The following is a 20,192-nucleotide window of genomic DNA, read 5'->3' as shown; positions in this document are numbered from 1 at the left end:
GGCTCAGGGCGCGTCGACGGCCGCCTCGATCGCCTCCATATCCGCGTCCGACAGGCCGAAATGGTGGCCGATCTCGTGGACGAGGACGTGGGTGACGAGGTGCCCGAGGGTCTCGTCGTGCTCGGCCCAGTAGTCGAGGAGGGGCCGCCGGTAGAGCCAAACCATGTTCGGCATCTGCCCCGTCGCGATCTCGCCGGACTGGGCGAGGCCGATCCCCCGAAACAGCCCCAGCAGGTCGAACTCGCTCTCGCAATTCATTTCGGTGATCGTCTCCTCGTCGGGAAAGTCGTCGACGAGGATCTGAATGCCCGCGCACAGCCTGCGGAACGCCTCCGGCAATCGCTCGTAGGCGGCGAAGGCGAGTTCCTCGATCTCGGCGAGGCTCGGCGCCTTCGCCTCCGCGAGCGCGCTCACGCCGCTCGCCCCGTGCCGTCCGAGGGCAGCACGCGATCGGCCAGGAACCCGGCGAGGTCGTTCGTGATGTAGTCGATGTGCGGCTCCTTGACCGCCTCCTGCTCGAAGCGCTCGCGGAACGGGTCGAGGACCGGCGGCACCACCAGAACCGTCGCCATGCCGAGGTCGTGCGGCACCACGAGATTGCGGGCGATGTCCTCGAAGAGGGCAGAGCGACGCGGATCGACGCCGTGGCGGGTGAGGAAGCGCTCGTAGGTCGTGCGCTCCGGCTTGGGCACGAAGTCGGCCGCCGCGATGTCGAACACGTCCTCGAAATGGTCGAGGATGCCGAGCTTCCCCGCGACGTTCTCCGCATGGCGGCGCGACCCGTTCGTCAGGATCAGCTTGCGGCCGGGCAATCGCTCGATCGCATCGCCGAGGGCGGTATCGAGCTTGATCGAGGAATGGTCGATGTCGTGAGCGAAATCGAGGAAGTCGTGGGGCTCGACGCCATCCTCGATCATCAACGCCTTCAGCGTCGTGCCGTAGCGGTGATAGAAATGCTTCTGCAGGGCCCGGGCGGAGAGACCGTCGAGACCGTAGAGCCGCATGACGTAGAGCGTGATGCGCTCGTCCACCTGGGGCCAGACCCGCGCATCGCTCGGGTAGAGCGTGTTGTCGAGGTCGAACACCCAGGTATCGACGCCCTCGAATCGTCTGGCGTCGCTGGTGGTGAAGTGGCTGCTGGCCGGAGAGAACAAGGATTTGCGCTTCAGCTTGGGACGCCGCGAGGCGTCGGCCGGGCTCCTTAAGATGGACGCCTTGGCCGCAAAAGGAAAGCGCCCGGGCCGTCCCGGACGCTCCCAAGCCGGTGCGACCGGATCAATTCCGGCGGATCAGGGTGCCCGCCCCGTAATCCGTGAACAGTTCCAGCAGCACGGCGTGGTTCACCTTGCCGTCGAGGATGACCACCGCCTCGACGCCCTGATCGATCGCATAGATGCAGGTCTCGACCTTCGGGATCATGCCGCCCGTGATCGTCCCGTCGGCGATGAGGCGCCGGCAATCCTCAACCGTCAGTTCGGGGATCAGGTTCTTGTCTTTGTCGAGGACGCCGGGCACGTCGGTCAGCAGAAGGAGGCGCTTCGCCCTCAGAGCGCCGGCGATGGCGCCCGAGAAGGTGTCGGCGTTGACATTGTAGGTCAGGCCGTCGGCTCCGTAGGCGACGGGAGCGAGCACCGGGATCAGTTCCGCCTTCAGCACCGCATCGAGGACGCCGCGCTCGACGTGCTCCGGCTCGCCGACGAGGCCGAGATCGAGGGCCTTCTCCTCCTGGCTCTCAGGATCCTTCATGGTCCGCATCGCGCGCTTGGCGCGGACCATGTTGCCATCCTTGCCGCACAGGCCGATGGCCCGCCCGCCCTCCGCGGAGATCCAGCCCACGATCTGCTTGTTGATCGAGCCGGCCAGGACCATCTCGACGACCTCGACGGTGGCCTCGTCGGTGACGCGCAAGCCCCCGCGGAACTCGGACTGGATGCCCAGGCGCTCCAGCATCCGGCCGATCTGAGGGCCGCCGCCATGCACCACGATCGGCTTCAGGCCGGATTGCTCGAGAAGCACGACGTCCTCGGCGAAATCCTCCGCCGCCGCCCGGTCGCCCATGGCGTGGCCGCCATACTTGATGACCACGATCTCCTGATCGTAGCGCTGCATGTGCGGCAGGGCCTGAGCCAGAACTTCGGCACGCACGTGCACGTTCGGCAGATCGGTCATCGGTGCCTCTGAAACCGTTGGAAGAGGGACGGCGGACGCGCGCGGGCTTCTACATGACGCGGGGCGCCCTGCGAAGCCTGCGGCGCGCGAATCGATCGGCCACGAATCACGAGACGGCGAGCGGATCGGCGTCCCCCGCTCGGTGGGCAGCATCCCACGTTGCGCAACGTGAGTGCGAGAGCCGCCGAAGTTCGACAAGCCTGCGCTGTATCTGCGTCGGCGCGATCCTAGGGCTCTACTGACCTGCAGCAGAATTAGAGATCAAAAGTTGTATCTTTATGGAGCGGAACCGGGTTTTCGAACCGTAAACGACTTGTTAACCATGTCGGTGAATTCTGACGGAGCCGAACAGGACCAATTCTCCGATGTTGAACGCCGATCCGCTTCTCGCCCGCCCTGTTTTGACGAACGCGAACCTGCTCTCGACCGCTGTCGAGGGCATCCGCCTGAAAGCGGCGAGTTCCGCGGAGATCTGGCACCTCTTGACGCAGAACTTCACCGTCGATCTCGACGCCGTGGCCGCGCTGATCCCCTCGGAGGATCCGGAGCCGGCATGGCTGACCGTGCGGGACTGAGGTTCGGAAAGGCCGGCCCTCCCTGAGCAGGCCGCATCGGACGTTGCAGACACCGACGTGGCACCAGGCGTGCTTCGTCGATCAATGAGAACAGAGAGGACACGCCGAGGCAACAATCACGCGGCGGCTCGAACGCCAGAGCACCACCGCGGACCTTCTCGTCATCGCGATCAAGGGGTCCGTCATGCCTGAATTGCTCTCCGTCGCGCTCGTCTGCGCCGGCACACTGCTCGCCCGGGACTGCTCCCGCGAGACCGCCCTCGACGTCATCGTCACCCCCGCCCGCACGCCGATGGAGTGCCTGCTGCAGGCCCAGACGATTGCCGCCGCAGCCGGGCTCCCGGGTGGCGACCAGCGATATCTCAAGATCAGCTGCGAGCGCCGCCACGCAGATCCCGTGCGGACCGCGGGCCGCGCCTCGTGATCGGCGCGAGACAGGGGAGGGCGCGCCTCACCCAGTGACGGTGAGCGTGTCGCCGACCCGCAGCGTTCCGCCTGCGACGACATCGGCATAGACACCGCAATCGCGGTGGCCGAGGTGCCGGTCCAGGCTCCAGGGAATCTCCACGTTGCGCTCCCCGGTCGCGGGGTCGACGTTCGTCGCCGCGCAACGCTCGGTGCGCTTCGTCAGCCGGAGGCGCAAGCCGTCCGGTCCTTCGAGGACCGCACCGACCATCCCGAGTTCGGCCCAGGGCTCCAGGCCTGTCACGAACAGGTTGCCGCGGAAGCGCAGCGGGTCGACAGGCCGGCCCACCATCGCCTCCACGGCGCCCACGCTGGCGAGATTGATGATGGAGACGAATCCGGTCCGGGAATCGGTGAAGCGGTACTGCTCCGGCGCCGTTAGCACCTTTGGCTCGCCGCGCAAAGCGCCCGGCATGAAGCGACGCAGAAAATCCTCCAGGACCGCGCGCCCCTGCACGGTCGAGAGATCCGCGCACAAGCGCTCGCCGCCGCCCTCGACATGGAGCGTCGCCGTGGCGTCGTCGTAGCGTGTCCGAAGCTGTGCCAGGGCCTCGTCGCGCATCAGCATCAAGTACTTGATCTTCGGCAGGTGGCGCGGCGCCACGGCGTTGAACCCGGAAGGCCCGTTCTCGATCGCGTAGAGGCGGTCGCCCGGGAAGTATCCGCTCGTCTCCAGGCTCGCCGCATCGAGCGCTTCCGGACTGAACCCCTTCACCGGGTAGCGGTAGAGGGCGGAGAGGTGGAGGGTCGGACGCTGAGCCATGTGCGAAGCGTGACCCTGAAATTCTCCGGCGCGCAAGTCCCGGCCGAACCCTTGTGGTGCCGAATTGCAACACCACATCCCGGAGACCGGCGGCCCAGTGGCGCTGGGGCCCTCTGCGGCATGAGCCGGAGGGCGGCGTTTCGGCGAGGCCGTGCCGCGGGGCGGGCGGCGGATCGCCGGTACGGGGAGGTGCAGACACGTGAATTTCGAGAAGTACACCGAGCGCGCCCGCGGCTTCGTCCAGGCGGCGCAGAACCTCGCGATGCGCGAGGGACATCCTCAATTGCAGCCCGGCCACCTGCTCAAGGTGCTGCTCGACGACCCCGAGGGCCTGTGCTCGGGCCTGATCGACCGGGCTGGCGGCCAGTCCCGGGTGGCACTCGCGCAGGTCGAGGCGTGGCTGAACAAGCAGCCCAAGGTCTCGGGCAATGCGGCGCCCCCGCAGGCGACGCGAGAACTCGTGCGCCTGTTCGACACCGCCGAGAAGGCCGCCGAGAAGGCGGGCGACTCGTACGTGACGGTGGAGCGCCTGCTCCTCGCGCTGGCGGTGGAGAAGGACACGGAAGCCGGCCGCGCGCTCGCCGCCGCGGGCGTCACCGCGGCTTCGCTCAATGCGGCGATCAACGCGCTGCGCAAGGGCCGGACCGCCGACAACGCGAGCGCCGAGAACGCCTACGACGCACTCAAGAAGTACGCCCGCGACCTGACCGAGGCGGCCCGCGAGGGTAAGCTCGACCCCGTGATCGGCCGGGACGAGGAGATCCGCCGCACGATTCAGGTCCTGTCCCGGCGCACCAAGAACAACCCGGTCCTGATCGGTGAGCCCGGCGTCGGCAAGACGGCGATCGTGGAGGGCTTGGCGCTTCGCATCGTCAACGGCGACGTGCCGGAATCCCTACGCGATAAGTCGCTGCTGGCCCTCGACATGGGCGCGCTGATCGCGGGCGCGAAGTATCGCGGCGAGTTCGAGGAGCGGCTGAAGGGCGTGCTCTCCGAGGTCACGGCCGCGGAGGGCGGCATCATCCTGTTCATCGACGAGATGCACACCCTTGTCGGCGCCGGCAAGGCGGACGGGGCGATGGACGCCTCCAACCTCCTGAAGCCCGCGCTCGCCCGCGGCGAATTGCACTGCGTCGGCGCCACAACCCTCGACGAGTACCGCAAGCATGTCGAGAAGGATGCGGCCCTGGCGCGGCGCTTCCAGCCCGTCTTCGTGTCCGAGCCGACCGTCGAGGACACGATCTCGATCCTGCGCGGCATTAAGGAGAAGTACGAGCAGCACCACGGCGTCCGCATCCAGGACTCGGCGCTGGTGGCGGCCGCCACGCTCTCGAACCGCTACATCACGGACCGCTTCCTGCCCGACAAGGCGATCGACCTCGTCGACGAGGCGGGCTCGCGCCTGCGCATGCAGGTCGACTCGAAGCCCGAGGAACTCGACAACATTGACCGCGAGATCGTGCGGCTGAAGATCGAGGCGGAAGCGCTGAAGAAGGAATCGGATTCCGCCTCCCGCGACCGTCTCCAACGGCTGGAGAAGGAGCTCGGCGACCTTGAGGAGCAATCCGCCGCGATCACCGCGCGCTGGAAGGCGGAGAAGGACAAGCTCGGCGCCGCGGCCGACTTGAAGCGCAAGCTCGACGAGGCCCGAACCGACCTCGCCAACGCCCAGCGCCAGGGCCAATACCAGCGCGCAGGCGAACTCGCCTACGGCGTGATACCGGGGCTGGAGAAGCAGCTCGCCGAGATCGAGGCGCAGGCCGAGAGCGCGGTGGCGCGTGACGGGATGATGGAGGAGGCGGTGACGCCGACCCACATCGCCGGCGTCGTCTCCCGCTGGACCGGCGTGCCCGTCGACAAGATGCTCGAGGGCGAGCGCGAGAAGCTCCTGGCCATGGAGGAGGCCCTGTCGAAGCGAGTCGTCGGCCAGCGCGAGGCGGTCGAGGCCGTCGCCACGGCGGTCCGCCGGGCGCGCGCCGGCCTGCAGGACCCGAGCCGGCCGATCGGATCGTTCATGTTCCTCGGGCCGACGGGCGTCGGCAAGACGGAGCTGACCAAGGCGCTCGCCGGCTTCCTGTTCGACGACGATACGGCGCTCGTGCGCATCGACATGTCGGAATACATGGAGAAGCACGCCGTCGCCCGGCTCATCGGCGCGCCCCCGGGCTATGTCGGCTACGAGGAGGGTGGTGCTCTGACCGAGGCCGTGCGCCGGCGTCCCTATCAGGTCGTCCTGTTCGACGAGGTCGAGAAGGCGCATCCGGACGTGTTCAACGTGCTCCTCCAAGTGCTCGACGACGGGCGGCTCACGGACGGTCAGGGACGGACGGTCGACTTCCGCAACACGCTCCTCATCATGACCTCGAATCTCGGGGCGGAGTATCTCGTGAACCAGCCCGAGGGGCAGGACACCGATGCAGTGCGCGACGAGGTGATGGGCGTGGTGCGCAGCCACTTCCGGCCGGAATTCCTGAACCGGGTCGACGAGATCATCCTGTTCCACCGCCTCAAGCGGTCGGAGATGGGCGCGATCGTCGACATCCAGCTCGCCCGGCTCGGACGCCTGCTCGAGGAGCGCAAGATCACCCTCGACGTCGACGAGGAGGCCCGCACCTGGCTCGCCGACAAGGGCTACGACCCGGCCTACGGGGCGCGACCCCTGAAGCGGGTGATCCAGAAGAACGTGCAGGATCCGCTCGCCGAGCTGATCCTGTCCGGCAAGGTGCATGACGGCGAGACGGTGCCGGTGCATGTCGGCCCCATGGGCCTGATGCTCGGCGACACCACCGTCGGCGCTGAGCGGCGCCCGGCGAATGCCACGTTGAATTGAGCCGACGATGTGCCCCGGCGATCCTCAGTGGATCGCCGGGGCTTTTCTTTGTGCGCCCGCGCGGGAACAGTGCGGGGCGATGACCGACGCTCTCACCTACGCCATCGGCGACATCCACGGCTGCTGCGAATTGCTCGAGGCCCTCCTGGCAAAGATCGAGGCGCACCGGGCAGGCCGGCCCCACCACCTCGTCTTCCTCGGGGACTACATCGACCGCGGTCCGGACAGCGCGGGCGTGATCCGGATGGTCAGGCGCCTTCACTGGAACGATCCGGAGCGGGTGACCTGCCTCCTCGGCAATCACGAAGCGATGCTGCTCGCCTGCCTGCACACCCCGGGCGCCACCGAGCATTGGCTCCGCAATGGCGGGGGTGAGACGCTCGCCTCGTTCGGCCTCGACGCGATCGAGGATTTTCCGGGCGACGTGCTCGACTGGATCGAGACCCTTCCGAGCGTGCACGAGGATGAACAGCGCTGGTATGTTCACGCAGGGTTTCGGCCCGGCTGCACCCCGCCCGATCCCGACATCCAGAACCGGATCTGGATCCGTGAGCCCTTCCTGTCCCAGGATTTCGATTTCGGGCGGCACGTCGTGCATGGGCATACGCCCTTGTCATCGGGCCAGCCGGACGTGCAGCGCCACCGGACGAACCTCGACACGGCGGCAGTCTACGGCGGCGCGTTGACGGCAGGCGTATTCACCGATCGGCAGGGCCCGGCCGTGGATTTCCTCAGCGCCACCGCGCGCCGGTACGAGGGATGATGTCCTGACCGGCTCTCGGATGGATGAGCCTTGCCGTCCGATGGGGCGGAACCCGAGCAATTGCGGATAACCTGCTCTCAGCCAAGGTATTTCGCTTGGCTCACTCGCAGACATTTCAGCAAATCTTCTCAGTCCGAATGAGTACCGTTGATCACAGATGTTTGCTGTGCCGCCGTTTCGCCACAATTGATTCTTGTAAAGCGCGCCCTTCATTTGTTATTGACGAGGATTAAATGCCGAAGACTGGCCTCTATCTTCTGCAGGGCATCTCGCCCGCGCAAGTCGCAGCCTCGCCCTTCGACGTTCGCGTGATCGACGCCTACGACGAGGACGGCACGCTGTGGACGCGGGATCAGGTGACGCAGATGGGAGGCGGCTCGGCCGACCCGCACCTGTTGCTGGGCTATTTCAGCATCGGCGAAGCGGAGACATACCGCGACTATTTCAAGACGATTCCGGCCTCGGCGCTCGGACCGGAGAATCCTCAATGGAAGGGAAACTTCGAGGTTGCGTACTGGACGGATGCCTGGAGGCAGGTCGCGACGACGTACGTCGATAACCTCATTAAGGCAGGCTACGACGGCGCCTATTTCGATGTCGTCGACGAGTATCAGACCGCCTGGGCGAAGAGCCACGTCGCCGACCCGGCTCAGGCAATGGCCGACCTCGTGAAATACCTAGCCGATCATGCGCGAGCTCAGAATCCGAATTTCAAGATCTGGGTGAACAACGCGGAAGAACTTCTGACGAAAGACACCTACTTCAATGCCATAGACGGCATGTTCAAGGAAAATCTCTACTACACCGATTCCGGCCAAAAGCAGCCCTCAGACGAGACCGCCCACAGCCTCGGGCTGATGAACAAGATGCTCGCCGCCGGAAAGGACGTCATCGCGATCGAGTACGTCAGCGGTTCGGACAAGGTCGCCGATGTTCACGCCCAGGCCGACCGCGACGGACTCGGCAGCTATGTGGCCCATCTCGACCTCGACGGCATCGACTACGAGGGTGTCCGACCCGGCGTCGGCGCGCCCACCAACCCGGCCGAGCCGGCATCCCCGGCGCCGGCGGATCCGGTCACGGGGCCTGATGCGCCGATTGCCGGGACTCCATCCACGCCCGCTCCCGAAGACGGGACCGAGCGCGGCACTGACGAACGCCCGGGCGCTCATCACCACCGGCATGACGGTCATTCCGGCGGTGAGGATCCGCTGGCGAGCCTCGACGATTCCTTCGTCTTCCGCGGCTCCGACGAGGCTTGCGGCTCCGGGCGCGGTTCGCATCGATCGGGAGAGGTCGATGCCGGCCTCGACCCGATGGGCCTCTACCTGCAGCATGGCTGGGGCAGCCACCATCACGGCCACCACGACGCCGCCTGACCGCGGCGTCTGCCCGACTGCGAGGTCAGGGAGAACGGGGCGCCACGGCGCGGGCGGGATTGCCGACCACCGTGGCCCCCACCGGCACGTCGCGCGCGACCACGCTGCCGGCTCCGATGATCGCGTCATCGCCGACGGTGACGCCGGGAAGGATGATCGCCCCGCCGCCGATCCAGACGTTGCGCCCGATGCTGATCGGCCGCCCGAACTCAAGGCCGGACCGCCGGACCTCCGGATCGCGCGGATGGTCCGCGGTCAGGATCTGCACGAGCGGCCCGATCTGCGTGGCATCGCCGATCCGAACGGAGACGACGTCGAGGATCACGCAGTTGAAGTTGAGGAAGACGCCGGCGCCGAGCGCGACATTGTAGCCGTAATCGCAGAAGAAGGGCGGCCGGATCACCGCATCCGGCCCCACCTCGGCGAGGCGCTCGGCGAGCAACCGCCGCCGGTCCGACGCCGGGAGACCGAGCGAGGCATTGTAGCGCACGAGCCAAGCCCGGGTCTGCGCAAGATCGGCCTGAAGCTCGGGACATCCCGCGTGATAGAGATCGCCCGCGAGCATCTTCTCTTTCTCGGTCCGACTCATCGCGCTCCCCGCCTTGCCGCCCTTCCGCAGGGCTTCGCCACTCCCATCGCACGGGCACCACACGATCTGAAGCGCGCTCGCGGATCGGTGATATTTCGAGGCTGGGGGACATAAACTGCGGCTGGCGCGCGGATCTGAAATCCCTGACTTCACGCGCCGTCAGCATCCCGGCAGATTGAAGCAAATTCCGCCACATCATCCGATCGCCTCGGCGAGTGCGCTGTCAGATTCGATAGCGATGAGCATAATCTGCTCGAAAGCAGATTGACTCACCTCGTGTCGATCAAGCGGGCCTTCACGCGTTGAATGCTAAACGTCAACACGGCGCGCTGAGAATGCTGTCCAGAGCAGTCACGAGACGACAGGCATGCGACATCTCGTTACTTTCCTCAGCCTGTTCCGGATAGCGCCCGATCGTCCGGACCTGCACATCGCGCAGATCAAGTCCGTCAGCCGACAGGCGCCGCTCTTCTTCGGCATCATGACCCTCAACGCCGCGCTGCTCGTCTACACGCATGCCGGTGTCGCGCCGGCGTATCTCACCTACCTCCCGATGGCGGTCGTGGGATCCGTGTCCGTCATTCGGTGTCGGGCCTATCATCGGCTCTCGAAGGCCACGCTCGATGCGGCGGTCGCCTACCGGCAGTTGCGCATGCTCAACGCGATGGTCGTCGTGCTGCTGGTCTCGCTCCTGATCTGGTGCCTCGCATTGATGAGCTTCGGCGACGTCTACACGCGCATGCACGTGATGTTCTTCGTCGTGTTCGGGATCATGGCCTGCGTCTTCGGCCTGCTGCATGTCCGCTCGGCGGCGCTGATGGCCGTGACGATCGCACTCCCGGCGAGCCTGTACTTCTTCGCGACGGGCAACGGGACGCTGCGCGCCATCGCGGTCGCGTTCCTCGCGCTCGCTGTCACGACCTCCTATCTCGTCTTCGTGTATCATCGGGTCTTCACCTCGCTGGTGCAGCAGACGAGCGAACTTCGGCGGCTCAGCGACGACAATCTGCGCCTCGCCAACGTGGACCTCCTCACGAACCTCCCGAACCGCCGCAGCTTCTTCTCGAAGTTGCAGGCTGTGCTGAGCGAACGGAAGGAAAGCGGCTTCGAGGTCCAGGTCGGTCTGATCGACCTCGACGGGTTCAAGCCCGTCAACGACACCTACGGACATCCGGCAGGGGACGCGCTGCTTCGCGAGATCGGCAGCCGCCTGCACGCGTTCTGCGACGAGCATGTCTTCCTGGCGCGCCTCGGCGGCGACGAATTCGGCATCGTCGTCGCGGCACCCGGTGGGTGCGTACCGTCCGCCGAACTGGGAGCATCGCTCGCGGCAGCCCTGTCGCAGCCGATCCGCTTGGCAAAGGGCGTCGTCCATGTCGGTGCGACGATCGGCTTCGCGGCGGCGCTCGCCCACGAGGACAAGCCCGACCGCATCATCGAGCGGGCCGACAGCGCGCTCTACCATGCCAAGGCGAATGCCCGCGGATCGACGATCGTGTTCACGCAGGATCTCGACCAAGCCCTGCGGCGACGAGACCTGATCGTGCAGGGCCTGCGCCAAGCGGACTTGGAGGCGGAACTCCTTGTCCTGATGCAGCCGATGGTGGACGTGGTGCGCAACCGGGTGGTCGCCTTCGAGGCCCTTGCGCGCTGGCACAGCCCGTTTCTCGGACTGGTCTCGCCCTCGGAGTTCATCCCGGTGGCCGAATCCTCGGACCTGATTCAACCGATCACCGAACTCCTCCTTCGGAAGGCGCTGGCCCCGGTATCCCTCTGGCCCCTTGATATCGGGCTCTCCTTCAACCTGTCGGCGCGCGACATCATCTCGCCCCATCTCGTGCGCCGGATGGGGCGCATCATCGCCGAGAGCGGCGTCACACCGGAGCGCATCACCTTCGAGGTGACGGAAACCGCGCTCATTGGTGACTTCGAGCAGGCCAAAGCGAACCTTGAGGGCTTGAAGGCGATCGGTTGCCGCATCGCGCTCGACGATTTCGGCACCGGCTTCTCAAGCCTCAGCTACGTTCATCGCCTGCCCCTCGACAGGCTCAAGATCGACCGATCCTTCACGAGCGAGATGGAGAGCGTCCCGGTCTGCCAGGACATCGTGGAAACGATGCTGCTCATGAGCCGCAATCTCGGCCTCGGCTGCGTGGCCGAGGGTGTGGAGAGCGGGGGGCAGATGGCTCTCCTGCGGTCTCTCGGCTGCGAGACCATGCAGGGCTTCTACTTCCACAGGCCGATGCCGATCGAGCGCGTGGCCGGGTTCCTGGAGCGCTTCGCCGATTCCGCCCTCGTCCCGGGAACCGCCTGCGCCGCATGAGCGGCGGATTGTCAGGGGATCCGGCGCCGCCGGCCGCGGCGGCGCTTGAGGCGCGGCCCGGCCTCCGCGAAAGTGGCGCCGTGGGCCCGATCCTGACTCGAGCCCGGACGAGGCGCTCGATGCAGAACCAGACGACAGAGAGCGGACAGATCGCACCGCACCCACCCGGCGCGCCGGCCACCGGCCGCGAGGAGGGCCGCTTGGCGCAACTCGGCATCCGCTTCACGGCGTGGGCCGAGCGCTGGTTTCCGGACGCTTTCATCTTCGTCGCCATCGCCGTCGTGATCGTGGCACTCGGCGCCCTGCTCAACGGCGCCCCGGCGATGGCGGTCGCCAAGAGCTTCGGCGACGGATTCTGGAGCCTGATCCCCTTCACCATGCAGATGGTCTTCGTCACGATCGGCGGATACGTCGTGGCGACCTCGCCACCCGTTCAGGCCCTGATCGACCGCCTCGCGCGCCTGCCCAGGTCGGGGCGCGGCGCCGTGGGCTTCGTCGCGGCCGCCACCATGCTCTCCTCGTTCCTCAGCTGGGGCCTGAGCCTGATCTTCGGCGGCCTCCTCGCCCGCGCGCTGGCGCGGCGCACGGACCTGCGCATGGACTACCGTGCGGCGGGTGCCGCGGCCTATCTCGGCCTCGGTGCCACCTGGGCCCTCGGTCTCAGTTCCTCGGCCGCGCAGCTCCAGGCGAACCCGGCGAGCTTGCCGAAGGCGCTCCTCGCCATCACCGGCGTTATCCCGTTCAGCGAGACGATCTTTCTCTGGCAATCCATGCTGGTGGCGCTGATCCTCTTCGTCATCTCGGTGGCCATCGCCTACGTGTCGGCTCCCGGTCCGGCGAACGCGGTGACCGCCGAGGATCTGAACGTCGATGTCGCCAAGGAGGGCGACGATCTCGGCCGTCCGAAACAGCCGGGCGACTGGCTGGAGCACGCGCCGCTCCTCACCGTGCTCCTCGTCGCCATCGCGGCGGGCTGGATCGTTCAGGAATTCGCGCGGCAATCCTGGATTACCGCGATCTCGAACCTGAACACCTACAATCTCCTGTTCCTGACGCTCGGCTTGCTGCTGCACTGGCGCCCGAAGAGGTTCTTGGTTGCGGTCGCGCGTTCCGTGCCCGCCACCGCCGGCATCCTGATCCAGTACCCGCTCTACGCGGCGATCAGCGCCATGCTGACCGGCGCCAAGAACAGTGCCGGTGTCTCGACGTCGGACGTCATCTCCCACGCCTTCGTCAGCCTGAACACCACCGGAAGCTTTCCGCTCTCGATGGGCGTCTATTCGGCGGTGCTGGGCTTTTTCGTCCCCTCGGGCGGCGGCAAGTGGCTGCTCGAAGCGCCCTACGTGATGCAGGCGGCCAACGAGCTGAAGGTCCATCTCGGATGGGCGGTGATGGTCTACAATGCCGCCGAAGCCCTGCCCAACCTGATCAATCCGTTCTGGATGCTGCCCCTGGTGGGGATCCTCGGCCTCAAGGCGCGGGACATCGTCGGCTTCAGCTTCCTGCAACTGCTGATCCATTTGCCGGTGGTATTATTCCTGCTCTGGGCGCTCGCCTTCACGCTGACCTATCACCCGCCGGTGATTCCCGGCTGACCTGTACCGCAGATCGCGGGTAAACCGGCTCGGCGGATGTCCTCTGAGGATGCCGACAGATCGCGGCCGATCTCACCACGTCAGATCGGCCGCATGGCGCTCGCAATCAACCTCTGATTTCAGCAGCACAGCAGGCGCGATGACCAGCATTGAGAAGATCAGGCATCTTTGAACATTTAATGTTCTGAGACTAGAATTCCGCCAGAGATACCTTTCCTACGGATATTCATTGTTCCTTGTCAGTTCAATGCGACCGTCGATCAAACTACCGTACTTGATCGGTCGATGGCATTGGCGAAGATGGCCTTATCACCCCATGAGACCGTCCCGGCAGCGACCGAGACCACGTTGCGCGTCAGGCTCGCGCAGGCGAGGGCACTCTCGAAAAATGCGCCCTTCTTCTACGCGGTGCACAGCTGCAACGCCCTCTTTCTCAGCTACGCCTATCTGGACGTTGCTCCGCTCTGGCTGACCGCAGGCCCGCTCGCCGTCCTGCTCCTCGCCTTCGCCCTCCGGAGCGGCCGTCATCTGCAGCTCGCCCGACGCGAAACCAGGCCGGCGACGGCAAACCGGCAGATCATCAAGGTCAACCTGCTGACCGGCCTTCTCGTGCTGGCGACCTGCGTGTGGAGCTTCAGCCTCGCCCCCTACGGAACTCCAGAATTGCGGATGCTGGGGCTGTTCTATGACGCATTCACGATCATCCTGTGCGCGGTCAGCCTCATGCACGTGCGCTCGGCGGGGTTCACTGCCCTATCGGGCCTCGTTCCCGTCTCGATCGCCTCCATGGCCATCGGAAGCGACACGATGCAGGCGGCGGCGGTCACCTTTCTGGTCAGCGGCGTGGCGGTCCTGTACCTGATCCTGCTGTACTCGAAGAGCTTCCATCGATTGGTCGGGCAGCATGGTGAGCTGAAACGTGTCAGTGCGGAGGCGCGAAATTTAGCTCGGCTCGACCTTCTGACGAGCCTGCCGAACCGGCGCAGCTTCTTCGCGGATCTCGAGGCTATCGTCGCGTCGGCTGCTCCCGATGCCGAGATTCACCTCGCGGTCATCGACATCGACGGCTTCAAGACCGTCAACGAGATGTACGGCCACGCGGTCGGGGATGAGATTCTCCGAGAGGCGGCGCTCCGGCTCGTCGGCATTTGCGGCGCCCCGCACACGCTCGGTCGCCTGGGCGGCGACGAATTCGGCCTGATCTTCGGGCTCGGACTGAGCGGAGACGAGGCGTTCGCACGCTGCACAGAGATCGAAGAGGACTTGCGGGCGCCCTTCCTTTTGCCGGACAGGATCGTCCGTATCGGCGTCTCGATCGGACTCGCGAGCGCGCAGGTTGCGAGCAGCGATGCGGCTCATCTTCACGAGCAGGTCCACTACGCCCTCCGCGAAGCCAAGCTCGATCCGCGAGCAAGCTGCCAGCGTTTCACCCGCGAGCAGGAGGAGCGAATGAGCCGCGCGAATCGTGTGGCGGCAGCCCTGCGGAACGCGGATTTCCGGCGCGAGCTGAGCCTTGTCTTCCAGCCGGTGATTGATGCTGAGCGCAATGGCATCATCGCCTTCGAGGCTCTCGCCCGGTGGACCAGCCCGGAGATCGGGGCGATCTCACCCGTCGAGTTCGTGACAGCCGCCGAGAAAACCAGCCTCATCGGCTTGATGACCGATGTGCTGCTGACCAAAGCTCTGGAGGCTGCCGCGACATGGCCGCCGACTGTGCACCTCTACTTCAACCTGTCAGCGCGCGACATCACGATGCCGGATTTCGCCGTTCGGGTCGCCGACATCGTCCGTGCGAGCGGCGTCACACCTGGCCGGATCGCCTTCGAGGTGACCGAGACGGCGATCATCGGAGACTTCGCAGCCGCGAAGCAGACTTTGGACGCCCTCAAGGAACTCGGGGTGTCGATCGCCCTCGACGATTTCGGCACGGGCTTCTCCAGCCTGAGCTACGTCCACCGGCTGCCGATCGACAAGCTGAAGATCGACAGGTCCTTCACGAGCGAGATCCTGACGAACCGCACCTGCCGCGACATCGTGCGGTCGGTGATCGGACTATGCCAGCAACTCGGGATCGACTGCGTTGCGGAAGGCGTGGAGACCCACACGCAGATGATGCTGCTCGGCCGCCTCGGCTGCCGCAGCATGCAAGGCTTCTACTTCGCGAAGCCGATGCCCACCGAGGAGGCGGCCTGCCTCGCGCGGACACCGCGCGCCCCCGGCTCCGGAGTGCGCACCGAAGTCATCCCGGCGGCCTGATCCTCAGCGTCCGCGGCGAGGCAGCAGCGGAGCGAGAGCAGCCAGGAGCCAGCCGAGCATCAGCAGGATGCCGCCGCTCGGCGCCGCTTTAGGGAACAGGGGGACTTGCGCGAGCGCCCGCAAGGCAAGGTCCCCACAGAAGAGGGCGAGGCCGAGGAGCAGGATCGCCGCGGCGGCTCGCGCGACGGGCGGCCCCATCAAGCCGGCGCGACCGAGGCCGACGATCGCGAGAATGGCGGGCGCATGGAAGAGGAGGAACTGCGCCGCGATGCGCAGCGAATCGCCCTCCGTCGGCCTGTGCGCGGCCGCTGCACTGCCAACGACGCCGAGCAGTCCCGCGGACGCGCCGAGGGCAAGGAGGAGGCGATCGGCAAGGCTCGGCGTCATCGCGCGGACGCCTCAGCCGCCATGCTCGGCGATCAGCCGAGCGATGCTCGCCCGCAGCTCGGGAATCCCGCGGGAATCACGGCTCGAGGTCAGGAGCACGTCGGGATAGGCGGCCGGACGGCGGGCGATCGCAGCCTCGGTGCCGCGGATGCGCGCCTCGACCTCCGACTTCTTGAGCTCGTCGCCCTTCGTCAGCACGATCTGATAACTCACCGCCGCCTTGTCGAGGCCGTCGAGGACATCGGTGTCGATCGCCTTGAGGCCGTGGCGGCTGTCGATCAGCATGAAGACCCGGGCGAGATTGGCCCGGCCGCGCAGATAGGCGTGGATCAGCTCCGTCCACGCGGCGACCTTGGCCTTCTCGACCGCGGCGAAGCCGTAGCCCGGCATGTCGACGAGGGTGAAGCGGCCGCCAATGTCGAAAAAGTTGAGCTGCTGCGTGCGCCCCGGCGTGTGCGACGTGCGGGCGAGCGTGGTCCGTCCGGTCAGCGCGTTCACGAGGCTCGACTTGCCGACGTTCGAGCGGCCGGCGAAGGCGACTTCGACACCCTTCATCGGGGGCAGGCTGCCCAGGGAGGGCGCGGCCGAGAAGAAGTCGGCCGCACCCGCGAAGAGCAGACGGCCGGCCTCGATGAGGGTGGGATCGATCTCGGAAGAATCTGTCATGTCGCTAGCGAGGCCGCGGCTCACGCCGCGGCCCTGGATGCCCTCACGGTCAGCTCTTGGCCGCCGCCTTCTCGGATGACGAGCGGCGGAACGTGCTCTTCAGATTGTCCCATAGCTCAACCTTCACGCCGTTGCGGCGCATGATGACGTATTGCTGGATCACCGAGAGGAGGTTGTTCCAGGCCCAGTAGATCACCAGACCCGCCGGGAACGAGCCCAGCATGAACGTGAAGATGATCGGCATGAAGGTGAAGATCTGCGCCTGAACCGGGTCCGGCGGCGCGGGATTCATCTTCATCTGGACGAACATCGTCACACCCATGATGAGGGGCCAGATGCCGAGATGGATGAAGTCGGGCGCCGCGAACGGGAGCAGGCCGAAGAGGTTCAGGATGCTCGTCGGATCGGGTGCTGCAAGGTCCTGGATCCAGCCGAAGAACGGCGCGTGCCGCATCTCGATCGTTATGAACAGGACCTTGTAGAGCGCGAAGAAGACCGGGATCTGGATCAGGACCGGCCAGCAACCGGCGACCGGGTTGATCTTCTCCTTCTTGTAGAGCTCCATCATCGCCTGCTGCTGCTTCATCTTGTCGTCCGCATAGCGCGTGCGGATCGACTGCATCTCCGGCTGGACAGCCTTCATCTTGGCCATGGAGACGTAGGAGCGATTGGCAATCGGAAGGAAGAAGATCTTCAGGATCAGGGTCACGACGAGGATCGAGACACCGAAATTGCCGAAGAGGTGGAAGAAGAAGTCCAATGCCCGGAACATCGGCTTCGTGATGAAGTGGAACCAGCCCCAGTCGATCATCAGATCGAACTGCTTGATACTCAGGTCCCGCTCGTAGGCATTGATGGTGTTGACCTCCTTGGCGCCCGCGAACAGGCGCTGGGTCGAGGCGACCGTGGCGCCCGGCTCGACGCTGCGGCCGTCGGCGCGCACGCTGGCCTGGTAGACCTTGGTCGCGCCCTCCGAGCGCTCGGTGAAGGCGCCGGTATAGGCGGTCGCCTGATCGGGGATCGCTGCGGCGGCCCAGTACTTGTCGGTGATGCCGACGAAGCCTCCGGTCACGTTTGCCCACGCCTTGCCCTTCGTGGTCGGGCCACCGTAGGCGGGCTCCTTGGCAAGGTGGTCGTAGGTGTATTCCTGCAGGCCATCGGCGCCGAGCACGCCGATCAGGCCCTCGTGCAGCACGTAATAGCCCTGGGTGTGCGGCTTACCCCAGCGCGAGACAAGGCTGTAGGGAAAGAGGGTCAGCGCATTCCCGCCCTTGTTCTCGACCTCGTCGCGGACCGTGAACATGAACTTGTCGTCGACGGCGAGGATGCGGCGGAACACGAGGCCGGCGCCGTTCTCCCAGCTGAGCGTGACGGGCTTGCCGGGAGACAGCACCTCCCCATCCGCCTTCCAAACCGTCTCGTTCGTCGGCAGCGCGCCCGCATTCTGGCCGACCCAGCCGAACTCGGCATAGTAGGGCGTCTCGGTTCCGGCGGGCGAGAAGAGGACGATGCGCGGGCTCTTGTCGTCCACGGTCTCGTGGTAGTTCTTCAGCGAGACATCGTCGATGCGACCGCCCTTCAGGGCGACCGATCCGCTGAGAGCCGGGGTCTCGATGCGGATGCGGGGCGAACGGGCGAGCGCGGCCTCGCGCGGCTCGGGTGCACCCTGGTTCGGCAGGGTTCCGGGAGCGGGTGCGGCGGGGCCGCCCTCCTTCGGGCTCGGAGAGGGGATGCCGTCCGGCGTCACGCCGGGGCTCTGCTGAGCGGCGGCGTTCTGCGCCGTCGCCTGCCGCTGCTGCTCCACGCGGGGCGCCGCGACAAAGTAGGTCCAGCCGAGCAGGACCACGAGCGACAGCGCGATCGCCACGATCATGTTGGTCTTGTCATTGCCCATTGCTGGATCCGTCGCACGCGTGAGTATCGGGGGAGGGGAGGCGGCGCTCCGCCTCCGTCATCGGCCGAGCGTCCGCCCGGGGACCGCTATGGCGGGTAGGTGTGGATCCACGATCGCCCGCACCAGGGGCGCGGCCCTGCGACCCGCCGGGCTTCGGCCCGCGCGGCTTCGTGACCGCTGCAAGCGCGCGACGCAGGTCGTCCTTCAGGGTCTCGAAGGGGGCGGTGAGCGCCGGGCGGCGCGCGATCAGGACGATATCGGCGGAGGTCACCGGTGCTTCCTCGGCCACGGCATCGACGGCCTGACGCAGGCGCCGCCGTATGCGGTTGCGCTCGGTGGCGTGGCCGACCCGCTTCGTGATCGTGAAGCCGAGATGCAGTCCCGTGGCGGGCACACCGTCGCGCAGCTCACCCGATTCGCGGATCCGGCCCTGAGCCGTCATCCGCTCGGTATGGAAGCGGCGGCCGGCGGCCGCCGCCAGGAAATCGGCCCGTCGCCGCAGCCGTTCGATCGTTGCCACCGGCGCGCGGCCGTCGAGCGCGCCGCAACGGGCGCGCCGATCGGATTACGCCGAGAGGCGCTTGCGGCCGTGAGCGCGCCGGGCCGCGATGACCTTGCGGCCGCCAGCGGTGGCCATGCGGGCGCGGAAGCCGTGACGGCGCTTCCGCACGAGCTTGCTCGGCTGATAGGTTCTCTTCATGGCTCAAGGCCTCCAAAGGTCGAGGCGCGATCGCGGGCGGCAGGTTCCGCGCCGGACCTTCGCGTCCTGAAATTGTCTGCAAGCGCGAAGGGCGCCCAAACGGGGCGCCACGTCGCGACGAGGCGGCTTATGGCGGAAGGGGTTTCGGGAGTCAACGTTCAGGGCAGGGTTCAGGGCAAGGCGCGGGAGGCTTTCCGCGAGCCGCGGACCCGGCTCAATGCCCCTCGAATTCCATCAGGGTCCGCACCGGGACGCCGAGGTCGCGCAGCCGCTGAGCGCCGCCGATCTCCGGGAGGTCGATGACGAAGCAGGCGGCCACCACCTCGGCGCCGGCCTGTCGCAACAGGGTCACCGCCGCCGTCGCTGTGCCGCCCGTGGCAATCAGATCGTCGACGAGCACCACCCGGTCGCCCGGCCTGATGGCGTCGACGTGGATCTCGATCTCGTCGGTGCCGTACTCGAGCGCGTAGGCGATCGAGACGGTCTTGTGCGGGAGCTTGCCCTTCTTGCGGATCGGCACGAAGCCCGAGGAGAGCTGGTGGGCGACCGCGCCGCCCAGGATGAAGCCCCGTGCCTCGATCCCCGCGACCTGATCGATCCTCCCGCCCGCATAGGGGTGCACCAGCGCGTCGACGGCGCGGCGGAAGGCCCGCGGGTCGCTGAGCAGCGTGGTGATGTCGCGGAAGATGATCCCGGGCTTCGGGTAATCGGGAATCGAGCGGATCGATTCCTTCAGGGCGACGTGGCGACGGGCGTCCATGCGGCAGGCTCTCTCAGCGGTCGGCAGCGCGGGTTTTGGCAGATGCCGCGCTCGCTGACCAGCTTCGCAGCGGCACGC

At 66.6% G+C, this 20,192-nt stretch carries 19 protein-coding genes; 8 read left to right on the top strand and 11 right to left on the bottom strand.

Annotated elements, in window-relative coordinates; translation table 11 throughout:
- Positions 1 to 3: 3 nt before the first annotated feature.
- The 3 genes from E1J50_RS09710 to argB form a co-directional block, all read right to left on the bottom strand.
- Positions 4 to 414: a metallopeptidase family protein gene (locus tag E1J50_RS09710; RefSeq protein ID WP_132252995.1), complete on the bottom strand. Its 411-nt coding sequence runs from the start codon at positions 412 to 414 to the stop codon at positions 4 to 6.
- Entirely contained in the window at positions 411 to 1,154 is a 744-nt protein-coding gene (locus E1J50_RS09705; protein ID WP_132252993.1) for a pyrimidine 5'-nucleotidase, read from the bottom strand. The genes E1J50_RS09710 and E1J50_RS09705 overlap by 4 nt, the downstream gene beginning before the upstream one ends.
- Before the next feature lie 121 nt (positions 1,155 to 1,275).
- A complete protein-coding gene (gene argB / locus E1J50_RS09700; RefSeq protein ID WP_132252991.1) occupies positions 1,276 to 2,169 on the bottom strand; it encodes an acetylglutamate kinase in 894 nt (297 codons plus the stop codon).
- A 365-nt stretch (positions 2,170 to 2,534) separates the two neighbouring features.
- Here argB and E1J50_RS09695 point away from each other — a divergent pair, with 365 nt between their 5' ends.
- Entirely contained in the window at positions 2,535 to 2,744 is a 210-nt protein-coding gene (locus tag E1J50_RS09695; RefSeq protein WP_132252988.1) for a hypothetical protein, read from the top strand.
- A gap of 184 nt (positions 2,745 to 2,928) precedes the next feature.
- Positions 2,929 to 3,168 (top strand): hypothetical protein, encoded by a 240-nt coding sequence (locus E1J50_RS09690; protein WP_132252985.1) that lies wholly within the window; start codon positions 2,929 to 2,931, stop codon positions 3,166 to 3,168.
- Positions 3,169 to 3,195: 27 nt separating this feature from the next.
- On the opposite strand, the gene E1J50_RS09685 is transcribed toward E1J50_RS09690, so the two are convergent.
- Complete coding sequence (locus E1J50_RS09685) at positions 3,196 to 3,972, bottom strand: MOSC domain-containing protein (protein ID WP_132252983.1); 777 nt, start codon at positions 3,970 to 3,972, stop codon at positions 3,196 to 3,198.
- Positions 3,973 to 4,171: 199 nt separating this feature from the next.
- Here E1J50_RS09685 and clpB point away from each other — a divergent pair, with 199 nt between their 5' ends.
- From clpB to E1J50_RS09670, 3 genes are all read left to right on the top strand, one after another.
- Positions 4,172 to 6,802, top strand: a complete 2,631-nt coding sequence (gene clpB, locus E1J50_RS09680; protein ID WP_132252980.1) for an ATP-dependent chaperone ClpB — start codon at positions 4,172 to 4,174, stop codon at positions 6,800 to 6,802.
- 79 nt (positions 6,803 to 6,881) lie between these two features.
- Complete coding sequence (locus E1J50_RS09675; RefSeq protein ID WP_132252977.1) at positions 6,882 to 7,565, top strand: metallophosphoesterase family protein; 684 nt, start codon at positions 6,882 to 6,884, stop codon at positions 7,563 to 7,565.
- 233 nt (positions 7,566 to 7,798) lie between these two features.
- The gene (locus tag E1J50_RS09670; protein ID WP_132252974.1) at positions 7,799 to 8,944 is read left to right on the top strand and encodes a glycoside hydrolase family 191 protein; all 1,146 of its coding nucleotides are present in this window, start codon (positions 7,799 to 7,801) and stop codon (positions 8,942 to 8,944) included.
- Positions 8,945 to 8,969: 25 nt separating this feature from the next.
- On the opposite strand, the gene E1J50_RS09665 is transcribed toward E1J50_RS09670, so the two are convergent.
- Positions 8,970 to 9,533 (bottom strand): sugar O-acetyltransferase, encoded by a 564-nt coding sequence (locus E1J50_RS09665; protein WP_132252971.1) that lies wholly within the window; start codon positions 9,531 to 9,533, stop codon positions 8,970 to 8,972.
- Between the two features lie 367 nt (positions 9,534 to 9,900).
- On the opposite strand from E1J50_RS09665, the gene E1J50_RS09660 reads away from it, so the two are divergent.
- The 3 genes from E1J50_RS09660 (at position 9,901) to E1J50_RS09650 (ending at position 15,707) form a co-directional block, all read left to right on the top strand.
- The gene (locus E1J50_RS09660; protein WP_132252968.1) at positions 9,901 to 11,856 is read left to right on the top strand and encodes a putative bifunctional diguanylate cyclase/phosphodiesterase; all 1,956 of its coding nucleotides are present in this window, start codon (positions 9,901 to 9,903) and stop codon (positions 11,854 to 11,856) included.
- 119 nt (positions 11,857 to 11,975) lie between these two features.
- Entirely contained in the window at positions 11,976 to 13,451 is a 1,476-nt protein-coding gene (locus E1J50_RS09655; RefSeq protein ID WP_132252965.1) for a short-chain fatty acid transporter, read from the top strand.
- A 285-nt stretch (positions 13,452 to 13,736) separates the two neighbouring features.
- Positions 13,737 to 15,707: a putative bifunctional diguanylate cyclase/phosphodiesterase gene (locus tag E1J50_RS09650; RefSeq protein WP_132252962.1), complete on the top strand. Its 1,971-nt coding sequence runs from the start codon at positions 13,737 to 13,739 to the stop codon at positions 15,705 to 15,707.
- A 3-nt stretch (positions 15,708 to 15,710) separates the two neighbouring features.
- Here E1J50_RS09650 and E1J50_RS09645 read toward each other — a convergent pair whose 3' ends face one another.
- From E1J50_RS09645 to E1J50_RS09620, 6 genes are all read right to left on the bottom strand, one after another.
- Entirely contained in the window at positions 15,711 to 16,094 is a 384-nt protein-coding gene (locus tag E1J50_RS09645; protein ID WP_132252958.1) for a DUF423 domain-containing protein, read from the bottom strand.
- A gap of 12 nt (positions 16,095 to 16,106) precedes the next feature.
- Entirely contained in the window at positions 16,107 to 16,760 is a 654-nt protein-coding gene (yihA, locus tag E1J50_RS09640; protein ID WP_132252954.1) for a ribosome biogenesis GTP-binding protein YihA/YsxC, read from the bottom strand.
- A 49-nt stretch (positions 16,761 to 16,809) separates the two neighbouring features.
- On the bottom strand, positions 16,810 to 18,654 hold the full coding sequence (yidC, locus tag E1J50_RS09635) for a membrane protein insertase YidC (protein WP_132252950.1): 1,845 nt from the start codon (positions 18,652 to 18,654) through the stop codon (positions 16,810 to 16,812).
- Positions 18,644 to 19,174, bottom strand: coding sequence for a ribonuclease P protein component (rnpA, locus tag E1J50_RS09630; RefSeq protein WP_132252946.1), 531 nt, complete (start codon positions 19,172 to 19,174; stop codon positions 18,644 to 18,646). The genes yidC and rnpA overlap by 11 nt, the downstream gene beginning before the upstream one ends.
- Before the next feature lie 45 nt (positions 19,175 to 19,219).
- Complete coding sequence (gene rpmH / locus E1J50_RS09625) at positions 19,220 to 19,354, bottom strand: 50S ribosomal protein L34 (protein ID WP_012253788.1); 135 nt, start codon at positions 19,352 to 19,354, stop codon at positions 19,220 to 19,222.
- Between the two features lie 214 nt (positions 19,355 to 19,568).
- Positions 19,569 to 20,114 (bottom strand): adenine phosphoribosyltransferase, encoded by a 546-nt coding sequence (locus E1J50_RS09620; RefSeq protein WP_132252943.1) that lies wholly within the window; start codon positions 20,112 to 20,114, stop codon positions 19,569 to 19,571.
- Positions 20,115 to 20,192 lie beyond the last annotated feature (78 nt).

Origin of the sequence: Methylobacterium segetis (assembly GCF_004348265.1) — a bacterium.
Lineage (GTDB): Bacteria > Pseudomonadota > Alphaproteobacteria > Rhizobiales > Beijerinckiaceae > Methylobacterium > Methylobacterium segetis.
Note: the sequence above shows the minus strand (reverse complement) of the source record. Positions and strands in the feature narration are given on the sequence as shown.